We start from the raw sequence: 20,114 nt of genomic DNA on the forward strand, positions 1-20,114 counted from the left end.
GCGGCCCTCAGGCGAAGAGGAAGTGCGGGACGTTGAAGTCACTCTCGGTGGAGTCCAGGGACGCGACGATGTTCAGCCGCTGGCCGGGCTCCGCGAGGTCGACCACGTAGTCCGCCTTCGTGCGGCCCGCGCCCTGGATGACCCGCACGCGGGGCCTGGCCGCCTGGGCCGCGTCCGAGGGGACATCCATCACCACGCCGAGCTGCCCGCCCGAGAGGCGCTCGTCGTGCGAGGACCTCGGCACGAGGGAGGCCTCACGGGGCCAGCCCTTGCTCAACCCTGTCGATGGTCGCCAGATACTCGGCCTCGGGATATCCGATTCGAGCCCGCTCGAACCGGGGTCGAGCAATCCGGATGGCCTCGCGCATCCGCTCCAGCAGCCAGTGGTAATCAGGGGCTTCCACTTGCTCTTCTGGTACGGAAATTCGCACCTGAAGCATTCGTTGACTTCGCGAGAGCATTCCCGTGCGAACGCCAGCAAACTCGTTCCCCAGAATGGAGCCTGGCACGTGAAACACAATGCCGAGAGAGCCAGATTCATCCTCCTGCTTGGGTCCTCGTGCCCGTGCAATCTTACGAATGGCGACGCGAATCGGTGAGTCCGCGAGTTCGCCGCCTCCCATGACAGCACCCATGTGAATCATGGAGCCCCATCTCCTGCCCATGGTTCTCGATTGAGAGGGCCCGGATCCAGCTCTGCCATCTCCCGCTCGACATCAAGCATCAGTCGTCGTGGCCCCCAAGGAGTCGTACGGACACGTGTCGGCGTCAAGTCCTGGGCGGCGCAGATGCCGTGCGTCTCGGCGGTACGTCCGGCGAGCTGCGCCGCGTGCGGCGCTGCCGCGGGTCCGGCGCGTGCGCGGCGTCCTGCGGCGTCTGATGCCGCGCGTCAACCGCATTGAAGCTGCCCAGAGGCCAACAAGCCTTTCCCTGCCACACGTCGCCATTTTTGGGAGATGGGCGACGTTGCCCTCGAGGGCAAGTGAGTGCTCGACGATGCCATTGTATTCGGGCTCCAACGCGGGGAGCACACCGGCAATGCACGTAACCTGGCGAGCAGTCTCAGTGCTGGTGGCAGGTTCGCTGATGGGCTGTCCCGACAACCCACCCGGTGAAAGGGCCGACAGCGGTACTCCAGCTCCTCGTCACCACGTCATCATAGATGCCGGCTGGGACGAATCCGCACAGCGACTGCACGCTGTCATGGCGGTCGAACGTAACGGCGGCACCATCACCGTCCCAAACCGGGACGGTTCGACCACCAGAATCGTCTCCCGGGTGGAGGATGGTGGCACACGCATCATCCAATACTTCAACAATCAGGGAACGCTTCCGGTCCTCACGACACGAAGCGTCGGTGAGGGCTCCACGCACTGGGGCGACTACGACGAGGACTCACGCCCCGACTACCACTATGACCGCTCGTTTGATGATGCCGGTGTCATGGTGCAAGTGTGGCTTGACGATACGAACAGAGATGGCGAGTTCGATCGTCGGCGCACTCAACTTGGGGACCGCGGTGACCTCAGAGTCATCCAGGAGCGAATGATGACCCTTGATGGGGGCGGGCGCGCGTGGCGAGTCGAGTCGGACGAAGAGGTCCCCGCGATCCAGCCGCACCCCGATGAAGAAAAGGACGTGACATGGGCCGCGGGCTCTTGCGACAGCATGGCCGGCTTCCCCGCCGACCTCACGTCGACGACATCGATGGCAGCCCTGCCGGCCATCCACATCGTCACAGGGCCTGCAACTGGGGCCTGCAGCCCCGAGCAAACGGCCAGAATCCTGGAGGCACTCGAAAAGCTCCTAGCTGGGGTCGAGTGCCTGGTGGGCGTCAACAGCACTCTCGGAGCCATGCTCAAGGGAGCTTTGAGCGGCAGCATCACGACGAACATCGGCTGTGGCGGCCAGTGTCCAGGGATTCGTGCCGCGACCGACCCAGGTCCTCCCTCCATGCTGGGGGAGCTGAGGTCTGGTCCCTACCGGATCAATATCGCCCCGCGTGTCGTCGCCGCTTCCCAGGGGCTCGACCGCACCCTGCTCCACGAACTGCTGCATTGGAGCACCGGCCTGAAACACGCTGCGGTAGATGACGGCACTGACCAGGTCTGGTCTTGCTCCCGGTTCTGCAGCCGCTGCACCCTTGATGGGTTCGGAGGTGGAGACCCCGCCGCTGACTGCGCTCGCTGCTCCGACGGCAGCAGGAAGCTGTCCTGCGGCTCAAAGCAAGTCGAGAATGTGATGGGGAGCTGTGAGGTGTTCGCGGGCCATGTCGCTGGAAGCGGGGTCGATCCCGCTTTGACCTCATGCCGCGTCACCGACTACACCTTCTACCGCTGCAGCACGTGCGCCGTGGCACAAGCGTCCTACTGCGACGGGACGCCGATCCCCTTCCCTCTCTCATTTCCCACGGGCTACGCCACGGCCTACAGGTGCTGTCGCGGCTGCTACATGGGGGAGCCGGTGAGGGACTGCTCCTCCATTCCTCCACTCCCCGCAGACGCCACCACCTGCAATCTCCCAGTCGCCTGCGGGACGCTATAGCGTTCGCGCCATGCTTGAGTCTGCCCCAGGTACAGGACACCCCTCCAGACGTCGTACGTCTGATGGGCGTCCAGGTACCAGTCCCCCAACTGGCTCGAGTCCGGCACATTCACCACGGTGGCGCTGCTGTACCGCCACGGCGTCACCGACCTGCCTTCCGGTCCCTCGATGACGAAGCCCGCGGTCGGGCGCCTGGCCCAGGTGCGCTGCCGGTCATCGGGGCTCTCGTCATATTGCTACGGTGTTCCCTGTCGTAGTAGCCAGCGGGCACCACGGCGCCCACCGAGAAGCCCAGGAAGTTGTCGACATAGACGGAGACAGGCCGGCTGAAGCGCACCTGTGTGGCGCCAGCCCGCGGCGCCTCGTCCACGCTCAGTTCCACCGCGTAGGTGTAGCCGATGGTGGCCAGCAGCGTGCCGCGCTCGCGCCACGAGGCCCGTCATCACGAATCCCCCCTATCAGGATTGGCCCCTGCGTCAGCGCTCACACCGTCCAGGCGGGAACATTCGGACACGCCGGAGAGTCGACCGCGAGCAGCGACGCACTGGGTTCACCCAAGGCGACCCCGTCGAGCGACCTCGAGTGCTACGTCGTCGCCGCACGCAAGGGGCCTCCCGGCGCCAGGGCCAGCGGTTGAAGGTACAGCCCCCGCCGCTCACGCGTCCACCACGCGCCCGTGCGCCGACGCTCCTCCACGTCCGTCATGCGGTAGTCGTACAACACCGCGCGCACCTGGCGGGGCGGTGCGTCCGGGAAGGGGTTGCGCGCGAGCAGGGACAGCACTTCGGGCGAGCCCTCCAGCAGTCGCGCCAGGAACATGATGAACCAACTGGGCGGCGCGCTCAGCGCGGCGAACCACATCTGCCAGTCGAGCCGGGGTTGATGCGGCGCCACCTGCACGGGCGGCCGGGTGACGTCGTCCACTTTGTAGCGGAAGCCATAGGGCTCCCAGTGCTCGCCGTCGCGAGAGCCCTCGACGATGATTTCAGGCCGCTCCACCGTCATCACGCTGAAGAGCCCATAGCGATTCACCGAGCGCAGCGGACGCGCGCACCCGTGCAGCCATGACAGCGAACGCTGGACCCGCTCTGGCAGACGCGCGCTCCGCTCGAACCGCAGGAGGATGTCCGCCGCGCCGAGCACCAGCAACGGACCGAAGAGCCCCGCGCTCACGACCTTGCCCCAGCCCGCGCCGCGCCTCGACGGGGGCGGAGGCTCGCGCAGGAAGGGGAGCATCCGCCTCAGGCTCACGTCGTCCAGGAGCCACAGGCCGAGCACCAGCGATTGCACGTTGAAGAAGCCGTAGTTGCCCGTGGCCATGATGGCGAGCTGGAGCGCGGAGAACGCGCCGAAGGCGAGCTGCCTCGGACGACGCGGCGCGAACACGAGCGGCGGCAGCGCCACCTCCAGCGCGAGCACCGCCGCCGTCGACGCACGCTGCAGGCTCACGGGCAGATGATGCGCGGACCATCCGCCCCGCGTGGGAAGGGGCGCGGTCTCGTAGTAGTGCCGACACGCCGTCAGCTCGCGCCAGGTCCTGTCCCCGGACTGCCACTTGCTCAACCCCGAGCCGAAGTAGAGCCGGAACACGAGCAGCCGGAAGAGGAACACCTCCAGCGACGTGGGCGAGGCGCGCCCCAGCCCCGGCCTCATCCCCGAGGGCGCGGTGAGCGCGGACAGCAGACCCATCTCCAACAGCAAGACGTCCCACTGGAACGAGAGGAACTCACGCCCCACCGCCGCATACGAGAGATACAGGCCCCACAGCAACGCGAGCGCGCTCCGAGGCGCGACGTTGAAGATGACGGCCAGCGAGAGCAATTGCCCCGCCCGACAGCCTCGCACCAACGCGGCGTCGGAGGCGTCGAACCAGAACACGGTGGGAAGCCGCCTCCAGCGCTCGAGCGCCGGTTGCTCGCGCAGGTCCGACTCGACGAGGTCCTTCACGGGACGGATGCCGCGCGCGCCGAACAACCCCAGCACCTGTGGCCGCAGCGAGGTGAACGCGATGAGGAACACGCCTCCCGTCAGTCGCAGGAAGAGCCAGCGCACCTGGCGTCCGTCCCGGGGAACCACCGTGCTCCCGAACAGCCACCGGTCCACCCGCGAGGCCGCGCGGCGATTGCGCGCGATGACGCCGTAGACGACCTGGGACACGCCCAGCACGCCCGGCAGCAACCCCAGCTTCGCCATGCCGCGTGTCAGCCAGCGCGGCGACCGGGCGAGCGCGCGGAAGACCGCCTCCGCACCCTGCGTCACCCGTCCCGAGGGCTCCACCAGCTGCGTGGCGCGCCGCATGTTCCGCCGGGGAATGCCGAGCAGCAGGAGCAGCCAGCTCCGCCCCGGCAGGAAACGGACGCCTCCGTCGCTGCGCTGCTTCCACCGCGCCACCCAACGGCGGCAGAAGCCACAGTCCGCGTCGTACAGGAGCAGCGAGGGACCCTGCTCGAGCGTGTGTGAACCCACCATGAACGAAGCATGGGCGCGGCCAGGGAGTGAGGCCCGTCACCCGGGTTCCGACGGTGGTCGCTCCAGGGCCGGGGTGGCGGGCGGGCGAGCGGGAAGACCTGGTGCCCCCTGGACATCGCCGGGGGGTGCCTAGCTTCACCGAATGAGTGAGCCGAAGGGGAAGGCGAAGCGACTGGTCGAGCTGGTGCCGGGCATCCACCACTGGACCGTGACCGACAACCGCATCGGCGGCACGCGCAGCGATGCCTACGCCGTGGTGGACGTGGATGGCTCCGTCATCCTCATCGACCCGCTGCCCATCGACGAGGCGAAGCTGCGCGAGCTCGGCGATGTCACCGCCATCATCCTGACGGCGGGGAACCACCAGCGCTCCGCGTGGCGCTTCCGCAAGGCCTTCGGCGCGCCGGTGTGGGCCCCGGAGAACGCGTACGGACTCGAGGACAAGCCCGACTTCATCTACGTGGCCGGAGACACGCTGCCGGGCGGACTGCTCCCCTTCCACACGCCTGGACCCGCCGTGGCCATGTTCACCCTGTGGATGCAGAAGCATCCTCGCGGTGTCGCCTTCATCTCGGATTTGCTGACCCACGACAGCCAGGGCACGCCCGAGTTCGTCCCCAGCGAATATCAGGATGAACCCCTGCGCACGCGGCAGAGCGTCCAGCGCATCCTCGACCACCTCACCGTGGACGTCCTCTGCTTCGCGCACGGCGAGCCCATCCTGAAGGACGGCGCGAGCGCGCTCCGTCGAGCACTCCAGGAGGACATGGACGCCCCCGCCGCGCCCTCACCGTGAGCACGGCGGAGTCACTCAGGTCACGTCCTCGCTCACCAGGACATGGCCGTCTTGAACCCCCGGAGGCACCAGGTAGAGCTGCTCGCCCGCCTCGGCGCGGTCGAGCAGCGCACCCAGTTCCGCCAGGTCCGTGACGGCGATTCGACGCGAGTGCGGCAGCGACAGCCGACGCTCCATCGCCTCCGCCACGCGCGCGCCGTCGGACAGGTCCGTCTCGTAGACGAACGTCCGCTCGCCGTACTCGTGTCCTCCGGGGACCCGGCCCACCAGTCGCAACGGCCCCAGTCGTGAGTGGACACGGACACTCGGGTTGTCCCACTGGGCCACGCCGCGCAGCCGCTTCGCGCGAAGCATGCTCAACGTCAGCGTCTTCACCCACGCGCCCGCGCCCGTCCCCGGCAGGAAGCTCAACAGCGACACGCCGATGAACAGCCCCGGCGTCACCGAGGGCGCCGCGTAGTACGCCGCGCCGATGGCCGGGTCCTCGTCCTCCAGCCCCAGATGCGCGCGCACCTCCGGCTTCAGCATCCTCGCCGGACAGCGCAACAGGCCAATCGCGCCCGGCATCAGGTACAGGTCCGACAGCACCCAGCGCGGCACGCCGATGCCGCCGAACGCGAACTGATTCAGCGCGAGGTACTGCGCCGCCAGCGACAGGTTGCGCTCCGCTGGCAGGTACGTCGCCGGCAATCCCAACGGAGACAGGTCCATCGACTCGGCGTGCTCACCCGCGCCCAGCGCCAGGAGCGATACGCCGGGATGCGCGGAGAAGAAGGCCTCCGCCTGTCGCGTCAAGGCCTCGGTGTCACGCATCGGCTTCGATGTCCCTCGCCACGGCCGCCAGGCGGGCCTCGTCCGGAATGCTCACCGCCCCATCCTCCATCACCGCTCGCGACACGAGACAGCGCGAGGAGCCACCGCCCTTCTCGCAGAGTTCCCCCATGTCGAGCGACACCACCCGCATCCCCAGCGCCTCCAGTCGGGCACGCACCGACCCGGGCACCACCGAGGGCGCGAGCAGCTCCCGCCCCAGCGGCAGTCCATTCGTGGCGTAGCGACGAATCTCGTCCTCCGTCACCACGAGCAGCCGCGCGTCACCGAAGCGCTCACGCAATCGGGCGAAGGACTCGGGCGCGATGACCTCCGGGCACACCAGCATCCGGTCCACCGCGGGCAGCGGCAACAACGCCATGTTGCCGTGGAACGCGGGCTCGCGGACCTGCACGCGCACCACCTCCCCTGGGAACCAGCGCGCCGCGGCCTCCAGCCCTTCGAGCGTCGTGCGTCCGCCCCAGAACAGGAGCGTGACACCGTCGAAGTGCGCCACGTCTCCGTGCGCCTCCCAGATGCCCACGCCCGGGTCCACCACCTCGAAGCCCATGCGCCCGGCCAGCGAGGCCCAGTGCTCACGCTCGGCGCGTCGGTGCTCGCTCATCATCCGGGGCAACACGAACCAGGGTGCACGTCCCTCGCGCGCCACCACCTGTCCACACTCCGCCGCGTAGGGCATGCCCGTGAGCAGCTCCGACGGCGAGGTCAGCACCACCACCGTGCCGCCGCGGGCCTCGATGGCTCGCGCCAGGGCCAGCCACTCGCGTCGGGCCTTGCGCGCGTCCACCTGCGGCGCCTCCCGACTGCGGAAGTTGTTGCGTCCTCGCAGTGCCCAGCCACGCCCCGGCGGCGACATGAGGAAGAGTTCCATGCCCCCCTGGTTCTACCCGAGAGCGCCCGGCTCCTGCACCGCCACGAACAAGGCCACCGGCGCACACCGAACGCAGGCGCAGGCCCGGCGACATTCGTGCTGGTCCCGGGAAGCGGCCAGGGCGGACTCTCCCTCCGAGAGAGCACCCCGCTCCGGCACCGTCGTGCACGAGGCCACCGGCGCGCACTGAACGCTGGCGCACGTCCGACGACATTCGCGCTGGCCCCCGGGACACGGGCAGGACAGGCTGTCCCTCCCCGTGGACGAGACGAGCCTGCCCGAGCCCGAAGCCCTGCGGTCCCTCTTGCGGACCGCCCTGGAACTGCCAGCCCTCCAGCCGCATGCGGCGCGCCTGGAGCGACTCGTGGACGACTACGCGCGCGGCGTGGCGAGCCGGGACGCACCTCTCGCCGTGGCGCTCGTGGGCGCCACCGGCGCCGGCAAGTCCACCCTCCTCAACGCGCTCGCGGGCCAGCCCCTCTCGCGCGAGGGCGTGGACCGCCCCACCAGCACCGTCGCCACCGTGTTCGCCCCCGAGGGCGCCGCGGCCGACTCGCTGGCCCAGTCCGGCGCCCGCGTCACGCGCTACCTGCCCGGCCCCCAGGCGCTCTGGGGCGGACAGGTGTTCATCGACACACCCGACCTCAACAGCGTGGCCACCACGCATCGCGACGTCGCACGCGCGGCGCTGGAGCGCGCGGACGTGGCGCTGGTGGTGATGCACCGGGGCAGCGTCGCGGAGGCCACCCAGGTCCAGTTCCTCACCGAGTTCGCCCGCCGCCGCGCGCTCGTGTTCATCCTCAACTTCGCCGACGAGCTGTCCCCCGAGTCGCGCGAGACGCTCAAGGCCCAGGTGCGCCGCGTCGCCTCGGAGCAGTACGGCCTTTCGCCCCAGGACGTCCCCGTGTTCGCCATCAGCGCGCAGGCGGCGAAGGACGGCCGCGACGTGTCCGGCGAGTTCGGCCCGCTCCTCTTCCACCTCCGAGGACTCGCCACCCAGGCCATCGCCGCGCGCGTGCGACGCGGCAACGCGATGGGCGCGCTGGAGGAGGTGTCCTCGCGCGTGAAGGCCGCGCTCGAGGAGACGGAAACCCTGCTCGGACGCACGCGCACGGCCCTGGGCTCCGGGATGGAGAAGGCCTCCGAGGGCCTGCGCGAGGACTTCGACTCACGCCTCAAGCTCGCGCATGGCCACCTGGCCGCGGAGGTGCGACGACAGGCCGGTGGACGCTTCTGGGGGCCCGCGGCGTGGGGCCTCCGACTGTCCCTGTGGGGCGCGAGCGGCCTGGGCGCGGCGGCGCTGGTGGGACGCGCGAGCCTGCCCGCGGGGCTCGCGGTGGCGGCGGCGTCCACCGTGGTGGACGCGGTGCGAGGCCACACGCGCGCACGCGCCGCGGAGAGCACGGTGGTGGAGCCCTTCGAGGACGACTTCGGCGTGGAGTCCGCGGCGCGCACCGCGCTGGCGGAGGCGCGCAGCATCGCGCGGGCCGGAGGCCTGGAGCCCTCGGTGCTCGGCGTGCCGGAGTTGGACGTGCTGCTCGACGAGGTGCGCGCGGCGCGGGCGTCCGCGTGGCGCTACACCGTCACCACGGGCGTGGGGGAGGCGGTGGCGGGATGGTGGCGCACCGCGCGGTGGTTGGTGCTGCCACTCATCAACCTGCCCTTGCTGGTGCTGCTCGGACACGTGGGCTACCGCGTGGTGCGGGCCTACGTGGAGGGCCCCCTGTTGCCGTTGGACTACTTCGTCAACGCGGGAGCCCTCTTCGCGCTGCTCGCCGGAGCGGGCGCGCTGCTGGCCTCAGCGAGTCTCGCTGGGGCCGCTCGCCGTGCGGGCTCGGGCGGGCGCGCGCGCTTCGTCGAGACCCTGGCCACCCTGGGCCGGCGGCTGGGAGAGGCCGTCGATGATGGCCTTCGCCCCGGGCGGGAGGCCGCGCGGCGAATCCTCGCGCTCCGGTGACATGGACACCACGGGCTGGCCCGGCGTGTGCGTGCCGTCCGTCGTGGCCATGAGCGTGTCGCGACCGGACTCGCGGCAGATGGGCGCGGCCACGCGCGTGTCGCGCACCGGGTCCCCGTAGCCAGCGATGCGCGCGGGCACGGACGGGTTGTTCCAACCCTTGCCCACCTCGCGCGCCACCTTGAAGTGCAGGTGCGCGCCGCACGCCCAGCCGGTGGAGCCGGAGAAGCCGATGAGCTGCCCCTCCTTCACGCTCTCGCCGGGCTTCACCACCACCGCGCTGAAGTGGAGGTACTGCGTCTCCAGCCCGTCACCGTGCGAGATGACGACGTAGTTGGCGTAGGGCGCGAACTTCTCGTCGCAGCCACCCTTCGTGCTGTCACCGCGGGCCAGCCGCACGACCCCGTCACGCGCCGCGACGATGGGCGTGCCGTCCGGCATGCGGAAGTCCCAGGCGAACGTGTCGTTGTGTTGGTGACTGCCCGTGTCGTGTCCCTGGCTCACCGTGTGGATGCGGCCACAGGCAAACGGGACGCCCACTTCCGGCAGGCCTTCCGCCGGAGAGGCCATCGAGTTGGAAGCCGCTGGCGCGGACGCCAGGAGGGAGCCGACAAGGAGAGCGGAGGAAAGGTTCATATCGGGCCGGCGGACAACGGAGACAAGTGCCTGGGGTATTTCCCAGACGAATTATCTCGAACCCGCGAGGACTATCACCAGGGCCTCTCGGGCTCGCCTGCCCGGTCGCTGGGCCATGACCACCCTCTCCCGAGTGCGAAGCGCGCCATGGCGGACGGGCACCTGCCTGCTCGCCCGTCCGAGGTCCCGCCTCGAAGAGGCCCCGGCACGCCTCGCTTGCGACGCGGGTCGGCGCATGTCTCACCGTCTCGGCGGGAGTGGACGCGTGGATCACCCTCTCGCACGCGCACGCCCCAGGCCCACGAACTTAGTGACTGGTCACTCATTAAGTCCGGCGTTATGCTTCGCGTGACGATGGCCCCCAAGACCTCCACCCCGGACCGCAAGGCGGCGCGCCCCGTGCGGCGCACGCAGCAGGAGCGACGCGAGACGACGCGGCGCAAGCTGCTGGACGCCACCATCGAGACGTTGGTGGAGCTGGGTCACGCCCGGCTGACGACGGTGGAGGTGGCGAAGCGAGCGGGCGTCTCCCAGGGCGCCCTCTTCACGCACTTCGATACCAAGGAGGAGCTGCTCGCCGCGGCGGTGGAGCACCTCTTCCCCCGACTCATCCAGGACTATCTGGCCGGCGTGGGCGCGCGGCCCCCGGGCAAGGACCGCATCGCCTCGGCGGTGGACATGTTGTGGGCGGCGTACCAGCGGCCGGAGCTGCAGGCGGCCATCGAGCTGTACGTGGCGGCGCGCACGGACGCGGAGCTGCGCGTGGCGCTCGCCGCCGTGGACGGTCCCCACCGCGAGAACATGCACCGGGTGGCGCGCGAGCTGTTCCCCGACGTGGCGTCCTCGTCTCCGGAGTTCCACGCGGTGGTGGAGCTGGCGCTGGACGCCGTGCAGGGCGCGGCCGTGGGCGGCAGCGCCCGTCCCAACGACCCGGCCCACCGCGGCATGCTGGATGCCCTCACCCGCTTCATGCGCAGCGCCTTCTCTCCTCCGACATCGCAACGAGCGCGCCCACGCCCCAGGTCCTGAGCTTCATTGAAGGAGGTGTCCCATGGACGCCACGCACATCCCCGACCTCATCGCACCCGCCATTCCCGTGTTCATCCTGACGGTGGTGGCCGAGTTCTTCTGGGTGAAGAAGCTGCGCGAGGAGAACGCCGCCATGGTGGGGCACACGTGGAAGGACTCGCTCGCAAGCCTCTCCATGGGGCTGGGCAACGTGTTCATCAACGTGGTGTGGAAGGGCGTGGCCTTCGCGGGCTACCTGGCGCTGTACCAGCTGACGCCGCTGCGCATGGGCACGGGCGTGCTCGCGTGGGTGCTCCTCTTCTTCGCGGACGACCTCTGCTACTACTGGTTCCACCGCGTCCACCACGAGAGCCGCTTCTTCTGGGCATCACACGTGGTGCACCACTCCAGCCAGCACTACAACCTGACGACGGCGCTGCGGCAGACGTGGACGCCTCCGACGAGCTGGGTGTTCTGGGCGCCGCTGGCGCTGCTGGGCTTCTCGCCGGTGATGATTGTCGTCCAGCAGTCAGTGAGCCTGCTGTACCAGTACTGGATTCACACGGAGGCCATCGGCCGGCTGCCGCGGCCGCTCGAGTGGGTGCTCAACACGCCGTCGCACCACCGCGTGCACCACGCGGCCAACCCGCGCTACCTCGACAAGAACTACGCGGGCATCCTCATCATCTGGGACCGGCTGTTCGGCACCTTCGAGCCGGAGGGTGAGAAGCCCGTCTACGGCCTCACCAAGAACCTGAAGACGTTCAACCCGGTGCGCATCGCGTTCCACGAGTTCGCCTCCATCGCGAAGGACGCGGCGAAGCGAGGCTCGCTGCGGCAGCGGCTGAGCTACATCTTCCGCAACCCCGCATGGAAGCCAGCGGACTCCTCCACGCCGCGACAAGGTCCGCCGAGTTCGGAACCGGAGACAGTGAGCCCCTCGGCCTGAGGCCGGGGCCCATTCGGCTTCCCACGGCCGCTCGGAGGCGCTAAGCCACCTGGCACTTTTTCTTCGCGCGAGCCCCCAGGAGGAGCCATGACCGAGCGTGAGCTGTGGGAGCGGTACCAGCGTTATCTGAGCGTCGTCCCGTCGCTGGGGTTCTCCCTCGACGTCTCGCGCATGGGGTTCGCGGCGGACTTCCTGGAGCGGATGAGTCCTCGGCTGGAGGAGGCCTTCAGCCAGATGGAGGCGCTGGAGAAGGGCGCCATCGCGAACCCGGACGAGAACCGCCGCGTGGGGCACTACTGGCTGCGCGCGCCGGAGCTGGCCCCGGAGCCCGCGCTGGCGAAGGACATCACCGACACGGTGGCCGCGGTGCACGCCTTCGCCCGGGACGTGCACGAGGGGAAGCTCAAGCCGCAGAAGGCGGCGCGCTTCACGCACCTGCTGCTGGTGGGCATCGGCGGCTCGGCGCTCGGGCCGCAGCTGGTGGCGGACGCGCTGACGTCGCGGGACGACAAGATGCAGGTGTCGTTCTTCGACAACACGGACCCGGATGGGATGGACCGGGTGCTGGGGCAGCTGGGGAGCAGGCTCGCCGAGACGCTGACGGTGGTCATCAGCAAGTCGGGCGGCACCAAGGAGACGCGCAACGGCATGCTGGAGGCCGAGCGTGGCTATCAGGCGCAGGGGCTCGACTTCAGCAAGCACGCGGTGGCCGTCACGGGCGCGGGCAGTGAGCTGGACCAGCACGCGAAGAAGCAGGGCTGGCTGCGCATGTTCCCGATGTGGGACTGGGTTGGCGGGCGCACGTCGGTGATGTCGGCGGTGGGTCTGTTGCCGGCGCGGCTGCAGGGGCTGGACATCGACGGGATGCTCGCGGGCGCGCGGGAGATGGACGTGGCGACGCGGCAGCGCGACGCGCTGAAGAACCCGGCGGCGCTGCTCGCGCTGATGTGGTTCCACGCGGGCGACGGGCGCGGCGTGAAAGACATGGTCATCCTGCCGTACAAGGACCGCCTGCTCCTGATGTCGCGCTACCTCCAGCAGCTGGTGATGGAGTCGCTGGGCAAGGAGAAGGACCTGGACGGCAAGGTGGTGAACCAGGGCATCGCCGTCTACGGGAACAAGGGCTCCACGGACCAGCATGCGTACGTGCAGCAGCTGCGCGAGGGGGTGCCGAACTTCTTCGCCACGTTCATCGAGGTCCTCAAGGACCGGGACGGCGAGTCGATGGAGGTGGAGGGCGGCGTCACCAGCGGCGATTACCTGCTGGGCTTCTTCCTGGGCACGCGCCGCGCGCTGTACGAGAAGGGCCGCGAGTCCATCACCCTGACGGTGCCGGACGTGAGCGCGCGCACGGTGGGAGCGCTCATCGCGCTCTACGAGCGCGCGGTGGGCCTGTACGCGAGCCTGGTGCACATCAACGCGTACCACCAGCCGGGCGTCGAGGCGGGCAAGAAGGCCGCGACCAGCGTGCTGGACATCCAGAAGAAGCTCACGGCGCGGCTGAAGGAGGCCAAGGCGGAGGCGCGCTCGGCGGAGCAGCTCGCGGCGGACATCGGCCAGCCGGACGAGGTGGAGACGGTGTTCAAGGTGCTTCAGCACCTGGCCGCGAACCCCGGGCGCGGCGTGCAGCGCTCGGGCGGCGCGCGCCCCTCGGAGGCCCGCTTCCACGTGAAGTGAGCCCTGGGGTGGAGCAGGCCCGGTGCCCTCGAGCACCGGGCCCTCCCACGGTGCGGTGTTCCTCGATGGATGCTCCCAGAGACTCCGACGTCTCCTCACGAAACCCTTGGCGGAGACCCATGTCGTTTCTCTGGTTCACCCTCAAGGCGTACCTGTTCGACGTCCTCTACTCCTATGCGGTGGGGCTGTGCTTCGTCGCCTTCGCGCTGGCGGCCTCGGCTCGTTCGCGGAAGGCCGCGCGCGGGCATGACGGTGACGCCGCCACCTCCGAGGCCGCGAGGCGGACGGAGAATGTCGTCATCACCAGCGTGTTGTTCATCCTCTGCTCGGTCCAAGGGTTGATTCTCGCGGGAGCCGTCAAGGCATCGCTGGAGACTCGCCCCGAGGCGTGGTGGCTGTTGTGGTACGTCGTCGGCTTCGGCGCAGCGCTCCCGGCCGGGCTCAGCGCCGTTCAGCGCGACAAGGACAACGCGACCTCGCAGAGCCTCTGCTACCTGGGCGCCGCGGGGAGCTATCTCGCGGCATGCATGTGGACTGACCTCATCCCCGCCATGCTGCTGAAGGTCTCACGGCTCCTCGCGGTCTAGGCAGGCTCGTCAGCCGCCCCCCACAGTCGTCGAGCCTCCTCGACGAAGAGGTCCGGTGAGTCAGCGCTCGACCGCGAGCAGAGGGTGTCACCTGCTCCCAGCGGATGCATGGGGGCACCCTGCCATTCGCCGTGCCCACAAGTGGCGCGAACGAGGACTCGATACCGCGCCCTCGGGACGGGGCCGCTCGCTCGCGCACTGAGCCTCCGCGCATCACTGTCCCTCGCGAGTGGAGCTCCGCTACATGCCCTGGCAGCGTGCGCTCCGCGTCTCATGACTCGGCGCGTCCGCACGATGATGCTCCGAACAAGCCACGCTCCTGACCTCGTCGCTCAGCGCCCGCGCGACTCCGTGCCGGACAGGCCCGCCTTCTCGCGCCGGCACACCTCCGCCACCCAGTCCGCCGTGGCCCGCACGCGCAGGCTCCGCTGCAAATCCTTGTGGAACGTCAGCCACAACGGCCGCTTGGCCAGCACCTCCGCGCCCACGCGCGTCAGCCGCACATCGCGCCCGCCCGTGAGGCACGGCAGCAACGCCACGCCCAGCCCCGCCGCCGCGGCCTCGCGCAGCGCCGACGTGCTGTTGCTCTGCAGCAACCGACGCCCTCCCGCCGTCACCCGCTTGAGCTCCTCGGACTCCTCGCCCGAGGTCAGCCCCGTCCGGTACACGAGCACCGTGTGTCCCTTGAAGTCCCCGGGCCGGGGCGCGCCGTGTCGCCGCAGGTAGCCTCGCGACGCGTACATCGCGAACGCCATCTCGCCCACCTTGCGCACCACCAGCGCGTCCCCTCGCGGCGGCACCAGCCGCAGCGCCATGTCCGCGTCCCCTCGCTGGAGGTCCACCAGCTCCGTCCCCACCAACAGCTCCACGTTCAACCCCGGATGACGCGCATGCAGCACGCCCAGGTGGGCGGCGAACAACGCCTGCGCCAGGTGCTCCGTCGCCGCGATGCGCACCGACCCCTCCACCCTCGCCTCCGCCGACACGGCGTCATGCAGCGAGCGCAGCGAGTCCTCCATCTCCCTCGCACGCGCCACCACCGCCTCGGCGTCCTCGGTGAGCCCCAGCGTGCGCGAGCCCCGCAGCACCAGCCGCGTCCCGAGCGCCTTCTCCAGCGCCGTCAACCTGCGCCCCACCGTGGTCGCATCGACGCGCAGCTCCCGCGCCGCCCCGGCGAGCGAGCCCTGGCGCGCCACGGAGAGCAGGTAGCGCAGGTCGTCCCATCGCATATCCATGCCTGCAATGGTGCAGCAAAGCCCTGCATTCCCGCAGCATTTCCAGCGCTATCTCGGACAGGACGAATCAGCGGACGCCCAGGCAGGCGCCGCATGAAACACAGGAGAACATCATGTCCATGGCTCATGCGCCGGTGCTGGAACAGGACGCGGGCCCCACGGTGCGCGACCTCCCCCAGGAGGAGCGACTGACGGTGGCGGATGCCAGCCCGAGCACCGGCGTCCCCTTCCGCCTCCAGGCCCTGGACGGCTACCCGCTCTCCGCCACCCTCTTCCCCCACGAGGGCGCGGAGGTGGGCGCGGTGGTGCTCATCAGCAGCGCGACCGGCGCCCGCCAGCGCTACTACGCGCGCTTCGCCGCCTTCCTCGCCCGGCGCGGCTTCCCCACCATCACCTTCGACTACCGCGGCATCGGCGGCTCCCGCCCCGAGAAGCTCGAGGGCTTCGAGGCGAACATGGAGGACTGGGGACGCCAGGACCTCGCGGGCGCCATCGCCGCCGTGCGCGAGCGCTTCCCCGGCCGCAGGCTCCTGCTCGTGGGCCACAGCGTGGGAGGCCAGCTGCTCGGCCTCGCCGAGAACGCAAGCGAGGTCTCCGCGCTGCTCACGGTCGCCGCCGGCTCCGGCTACTACAAGCTCTTCCCCCAGCGGCTGCGCATGGCCCTCAACTGGCGCGTGCTGACGCCCGCCCTCACCCGCGCCTTCGGCAAGCTGCCCGGCTGGGCCGGCACCGTGGAAGACCTGCCCGCGGGCGTCGCCCGCCAGTGGGCCCGCTGGTGCCTGGACCCCAACTACCTCCTGAGCGAGGGCGGCGAGCCCCGCCGCGAGTCCTACGCGTCGCTCTACCTGCCCGTGCGGGCCTACAGCTTCTCCGACGACCCCATCGCCTCGAAGGCCGCCGTGGAGCACCTGCTGGGCTTCTACGCGGACGCACTCGTCGACCACCGCCGGGTGACGCCCAAGCAGGCGGGCCACCCCATCGGCCACTTCGGCTTCTTCCGCGAGGGCTCCCGCGCCTCCCTGTGGGAGGAGGCCGTGGAGTGGCTCGCCATCCAGGCCCTCACGCCCCGGCCGGTGAACCCCCGGTAACCGGACCCGGCCGTCGAATGTCGTGCAACCCCCACACTCCGTCCCATCCACCCCATGTGCCCTGAAGTAGAACGCGGGCCCATGAACCTGGAGCTCAAAGGCAAGGCGGCCCTCGTGACGGGGAGCAGCCGGGGAATCGGTCGAGCCATCGCGGCGACGCTCGCCAAGGAGGGCGCTCGGGTGTGCCTGAGCGCTCGCGGCGCGGACGCCCTGGAGGCCACCGCGAAGGAGCTGCGCTCCTCGGGCGCGAGCATCGCCACCGTCGTCGCGGACGTGTCCACGAAGGAGGGCGCGAAGGCGGCGGTGGACGCGGCGGTGGAGGCGTTCGGCTCGCTGGACATCCTGGTCAACAACGTGGGCGGCAGCGGCGGCGCGGGCGCGTTCGACATGGCCACCGCCGAGCAGTGGTCCACCGTGCTCCACGGCAACCTCCTGTCCGCGGTGTGGTGCAGCCAGGCCGCCGTGGAGGTCATGCGCGCCAACAGCGGCGGATGCATCATCCACATCAACTCCATCTACGGCCGCGAGTACGCCACCAGCGCCCCCTACACCACGGCCAAGGCGGGCCTGACGGCGCTGACCAAGGAGATGGCCGTGGACCTGGCGCGCCACCACATCCGCGTCAACGGCGTGGCCCCCGGCTCCATCCTCTTCCCGGGCGGAAGCTGGGACAAACGCCAGAAGGCGGACCCGGAGAAGGTCGCACGCATGGTGCGCAACGAGCTGCCCTGGGGCCGCTTCGGCACCCCCGAGGAGGTGGCGGACGTGGTCGTCTTCCTGTGCTCGGAGCGCGCCCGCTGGGTGACGGGCGCCACGCTCCCGGTGGACGGTGGACAGGGCCGCGCCTTCTGAACGCGGCGGACCCCCAGCGTCATGCTATGCAGGGCCCTCCCCTGGGGTCTTACATTGCTGAAGCTTTACAAGAAGGAAGGCGACCGCCTCCGTTACTGGGAGGCGTGGGTCCATGAGGGCGTGCTCACCACGCACTGGGGCTTCGTCGGCGAGGTGGGCGAGCAGAAGGACGTGCCGCTGCCTCCGGAAGAGGACCCCGACTTCGCCATCGCCGACGTGGCCGGCCCGCTCATCGAGGAGGGCTACGACGAGGTGGAGCCGGACAGCCTGTCCACGCTCATCGTCCAGTACCCCATCGAGGGCAAGGGCACCGGCCACGACGTGGAGAAGCGCGTCGCGGTGGAGGAGCTGCTCACCGATGCGCTCGGCTGGACGGGCAACGGCGAGGTGGAGGGCGGCGAGCTGCGCGAAGGCCACCTGCGCGTGTACTGCCTGGTGATGGACGAGAAGGCCGGCGTGTACACCGTGCTGGAGGCCCTCGACTCGGAGGACCTCGCGGACGACGTCAGCGTGCTGGTGGCCAGGGGCGACGAGGAGCCCCGCGTCGCCTGGCCCCAGACGCCCTGAGCGACGTCAGGCTCCGGCAGCCCGCACCTGCGGCACCGACTCCACGCCGGCACCCGACGACACGCGGTGCCAGAGCTGGTGCGAGGTGATGAGCAGCACGAACATGGCGACGGGAACGGCGGACTTGCCCGCCGGGTCCCCCATGGCCGTGTGAGACACCGCCGCCGCCACGAAGTCGATGGCGAAGCCGGCGTAGGCCCACTCCCGCAGCGTGCGCGGCAGCGGAGCCCACAGCGCCAGCACGCCCAGCACCTTGGCGATGCCGAGCATGGTCCGGAAGTAGGCCGGGTAGCCCAGGTGCTCGAAGGCGGCCACCATCGGCGGCGCGTCGGTGAGGTACATGAAGGCGGAGCCTGCGGCGGACAGCGAGACCAGCGCGGTGACGACCCAGTACGCGACTTTCAGCTTCATGCACACGCCTCCAAGGAGCACATGGGCTGACTCGCAGCCCCCCGCGCGCGACGATACGGGCTACAAATCCGAGGTCGCAACCGGGCCAACCTGACCCGCCCCCTCGACCTCCACGAGGTGCCGGCCGTCGTACGGCCGGTCCGGCCTGCGCCCCCGGTCCAGCTCGTCCCGGTCGAGCATCCCGTCCTCGTCCTGGTCCACGCCGATGCGCCGCTCGGAGCCCGCGGGCACCACGGTGTAGGTCAGCTCCGCGCCGGGGCGGATTCCCGCCAGCAGCAGATACGCGCCCACCTTCTCGGAGGCGCGGTCCGACTGGAAGACGCCGTTGCCCACGTAGGTGAAGCCGCGCGGCTCACCCTGGCGCACGCCCTTGGCCACCAGTCCCACCTTGCCCTGCTCGGCCAGGGACATGAACTGGAGCACGCGCACGAACTGGGCGGGCGTCGCGGAGGACAGCGTCACCTGCTGCCCCACCGCCGCGTGGGAGTCCTTGGAGTCGGGCCCCGGCGGCAGGAACATGTCCGTGGCCGAGCCGCGCGGCAGCTCCGAGCCCGCGAAGGACAGCAGGAGCGCGGTGAGGTCCGCCACCTCCTGGTCGCTCTCCGGGTGGAAGGTCGGCTCGGTGATGAAGCGCGACAGCGAGTCCACGCTGCCGTCGTGGATGAAGGCGAAGCCGGCCAGGCTCTCCTTCTGCGTCAGCTCCATGCCGACCTTCTCATAGAGGTTGCGCAGCTGCGGCACCTTGAGCGTGACGTTGGTGCTGCCGTCGGTGGACACGAGCGCGTGGTGGGACTCGCCCATCGCCCCCTTCGGCAGCGGCATCCACATGGCGCCGTTCCACTGCGCGCTCACCGCGAGCCCGGACGGGAAGGTGTGGCAGGTGTTGCACGCGAAGAGCCCCTGGGCCAGGAGACGCGGCGGACGGAACAGCGCCAGCCCCCGCGTCGCGTCTCCGTTGGGCAGCGGCTTGCCCACGGGCGCGAAGCGGCCCGTCGTGTAGTGGCCCGGCAGCGGCAAGTCACGCGGCAGCGAGTTGTCCAGGTCGCGGAACGGGTTGGGCGGGAAGGTGAGCGTGGCGAGGAAGGAGCGCAGCTCGCTCATCTCGCGCGGGGTGAGCTGGGTGTCGTCGCCCTGCAGGCCCTCGAAGGCGGGGTTGAACTCCTCCAGGCTCGCGCGGTCTCCGCGCCAGTGCAGCGGCTCCTTGCCGATGATGTCCTGGAGCGTCTGCGTCGTCATGGGGCCCTTCATCGGGTGCCACGCCTCGAAGGGCGGCAGCGGCAGGCCCATGCCCAGGTTCTGGCCGTCCAGCGCCTTCACCGTCCCGCTCGGGTCGCCCAAATCCCAGGCGAGCCGGTCCATGCGCCCGTCCACGTGGCACGACGCGCAGGACACGTGCCCCAGGCCCGACGTCTTGTGCGTGTCGTAGAGGTGCTTGCGGCCCACCTTGATGGCCTTCGGCGACGGGTCGAAGAAGGCCACGCGCGACAGCTCCTCGAGCCGGTCCGCGTTGAGCACGGAGATGCTCCCGCCGAAGTGGTTGAGCACGTAGAGCCGCTCGCGCCCCGCGTCGAGGACGATGCCCGTGGGGCCCTCGCCCACCTCCACCTGCCCCAGCCGCGCGCCGCCCTGCCCCACC

At 70.1% G+C, this 20,114-nt stretch carries 17 protein-coding genes and 2 pseudogenes; 10 read left to right on the forward strand and 9 right to left on the reverse strand.

Annotated elements, in window-relative coordinates:
• Positions 1 to 7: 7 nt before the first annotated feature.
• Positions 8 to 244 (reverse strand): hypothetical protein, encoded by a 237-nt coding sequence (locus tag FL311_RS14310; RefSeq protein ID WP_141325698.1) that lies wholly within the window; start codon positions 242 to 244, stop codon positions 8 to 10.
• 10 nt (positions 245 to 254) lie between these two features.
• Complete coding sequence (locus FL311_RS14315) at positions 255 to 644, reverse strand: hypothetical protein (RefSeq protein ID WP_141325699.1); 390 nt, start codon at positions 642 to 644, stop codon at positions 255 to 257.
• Positions 645 to 1,038: 394 nt separating this feature from the next.
• Between FL311_RS14315 and FL311_RS14320 the strand changes: the two genes are divergently transcribed.
• Positions 1,039 to 2,544, forward strand: a complete 1,506-nt coding sequence (locus tag FL311_RS14320) for a hypothetical protein (RefSeq protein WP_141325700.1) — start codon at positions 1,039 to 1,041, stop codon at positions 2,542 to 2,544.
• A 585-nt stretch (positions 2,545 to 3,129) separates the two neighbouring features.
• On the opposite strand, the gene FL311_RS14325 is transcribed toward FL311_RS14320, so the two are convergent.
• The gene (locus tag FL311_RS14325; protein WP_141325701.1) at positions 3,130 to 5,013 is read right to left on the reverse strand and encodes a lipase maturation factor family protein; all 1,884 of its coding nucleotides are present in this window, start codon (positions 5,011 to 5,013) and stop codon (positions 3,130 to 3,132) included.
• 142 nt (positions 5,014 to 5,155) lie between these two features.
• Here FL311_RS14325 and FL311_RS14330 point away from each other — a divergent pair, with 142 nt between their 5' ends.
• Positions 5,156 to 5,809 (forward strand): MBL fold metallo-hydrolase, encoded by a 654-nt coding sequence (locus FL311_RS14330; RefSeq protein ID WP_141325702.1) that lies wholly within the window; start codon positions 5,156 to 5,158, stop codon positions 5,807 to 5,809.
• A 15-nt stretch (positions 5,810 to 5,824) separates the two neighbouring features.
• Here FL311_RS14330 and FL311_RS14335 read toward each other — a convergent pair whose 3' ends face one another.
• On the reverse strand, positions 5,825 to 6,622 hold the full coding sequence (locus tag FL311_RS14335) for a hypothetical protein (protein ID WP_141325703.1): 798 nt from the start codon (positions 6,620 to 6,622) through the stop codon (positions 5,825 to 5,827).
• The gene (locus FL311_RS14340; RefSeq protein ID WP_141325704.1) at positions 6,615 to 7,511 is read right to left on the reverse strand and encodes a dimethylarginine dimethylaminohydrolase family protein; all 897 of its coding nucleotides are present in this window, start codon (positions 7,509 to 7,511) and stop codon (positions 6,615 to 6,617) included. Before FL311_RS14340 ends, FL311_RS14335 begins: the two co-directional genes overlap by 8 nt.
• Positions 7,512 to 7,770: 259 nt before the next feature.
• Between FL311_RS14340 and FL311_RS14345 the strand changes: the two genes are divergently transcribed.
• Complete coding sequence (locus FL311_RS14345; protein WP_141325705.1) at positions 7,771 to 9,468, forward strand: GTPase; 1,698 nt, start codon at positions 7,771 to 7,773, stop codon at positions 9,466 to 9,468.
• 183 nt (positions 9,469 to 9,651) lie between these two features.
• Here the strand turns inward: FL311_RS14345 and FL311_RS46275 are convergent.
• Positions 9,652 to 10,104 (reverse strand): annotated as a pseudogene (locus FL311_RS46275) (M23 family metallopeptidase); the annotation flags it as partial.
• Positions 10,105 to 10,458: 354 nt separating this feature from the next.
• Here FL311_RS46275 and FL311_RS14355 point away from each other — a divergent pair.
• The 4 genes from FL311_RS14355 to FL311_RS14370 all read left to right on the forward strand — a co-directional run bounded on the left by FL311_RS14355 (position 10,459) and on the right by FL311_RS14370 (position 14,325).
• Entirely contained in the window at positions 10,459 to 11,133 is a 675-nt protein-coding gene (locus FL311_RS14355; RefSeq protein WP_141325706.1) for a TetR/AcrR family transcriptional regulator, read from the forward strand.
• Between the two features lie 22 nt (positions 11,134 to 11,155).
• Entirely contained in the window at positions 11,156 to 12,061 is a 906-nt protein-coding gene (locus FL311_RS14360; protein ID WP_141325707.1) for a sterol desaturase family protein, read from the forward strand.
• Positions 12,062 to 12,148: 87 nt separating this feature from the next.
• Positions 12,149 to 13,738 (forward strand): glucose-6-phosphate isomerase, encoded by a 1,590-nt coding sequence (locus FL311_RS14365; RefSeq protein ID WP_141325708.1) that lies wholly within the window; start codon positions 12,149 to 12,151, stop codon positions 13,736 to 13,738.
• Between the two features lie 119 nt (positions 13,739 to 13,857).
• Complete coding sequence (locus FL311_RS14370; RefSeq protein ID WP_141325709.1) at positions 13,858 to 14,325, forward strand: hypothetical protein; 468 nt, start codon at positions 13,858 to 13,860, stop codon at positions 14,323 to 14,325.
• 332 nt (positions 14,326 to 14,657) lie between these two features.
• Here the strand turns inward: FL311_RS14370 and FL311_RS14375 are convergent, their stop codons facing one another.
• Positions 14,658 to 15,554: a LysR family transcriptional regulator gene (locus tag FL311_RS14375; protein WP_194869202.1), complete on the reverse strand. Its 897-nt coding sequence runs from the start codon at positions 15,552 to 15,554 to the stop codon at positions 14,658 to 14,660.
• Positions 15,555 to 15,673: 119 nt separating this feature from the next.
• On the opposite strand from FL311_RS14375, the gene FL311_RS14380 reads away from it, so the two are divergent.
• The 3 genes from FL311_RS14380 (at position 15,674) to FL311_RS14390 (ending at position 18,067) form a co-directional block, all read left to right on the forward strand.
• Positions 15,674 to 16,648, forward strand: coding sequence for an alpha/beta fold hydrolase (locus tag FL311_RS14380; RefSeq protein WP_141325711.1), 975 nt, complete (start codon positions 15,674 to 15,676; stop codon positions 16,646 to 16,648).
• An 81-nt stretch (positions 16,649 to 16,729) separates the two neighbouring features.
• Positions 16,730 to 17,500: an SDR family NAD(P)-dependent oxidoreductase gene (locus FL311_RS14385; protein ID WP_141325712.1), complete on the forward strand. Its 771-nt coding sequence runs from the start codon at positions 16,730 to 16,732 to the stop codon at positions 17,498 to 17,500.
• 54 nt (positions 17,501 to 17,554) lie between these two features.
• Positions 17,555 to 18,067 (forward strand): hypothetical protein, encoded by a 513-nt coding sequence (locus tag FL311_RS14390; RefSeq protein ID WP_194869203.1) that lies wholly within the window; start codon positions 17,555 to 17,557, stop codon positions 18,065 to 18,067.
• Between the two features lie 6 nt (positions 18,068 to 18,073).
• On the opposite strand, the gene FL311_RS14395 is transcribed toward FL311_RS14390, so the two are convergent.
• Together FL311_RS14395 and FL311_RS44060 are read right to left on the reverse strand one after the other, a co-directional pair.
• The gene (locus FL311_RS14395; protein ID WP_141325714.1) at positions 18,074 to 18,478 is read right to left on the reverse strand and encodes a DoxX family protein; all 405 of its coding nucleotides are present in this window, start codon (positions 18,476 to 18,478) and stop codon (positions 18,074 to 18,076) included.
• 60 nt (positions 18,479 to 18,538) lie between these two features.
• Positions 18,539 to 20,114, reverse strand: a pseudogene (locus tag FL311_RS44060) (cytochrome-c peroxidase); the annotation flags it as partial.

The sequence above is a fragment of the Myxococcus sp. AB025B genome (assembly GCF_006518215.1).
GTDB lineage: Bacteria > Myxococcota > Myxococcia > Myxococcales > Myxococcaceae > Myxococcus > Myxococcus fulvus.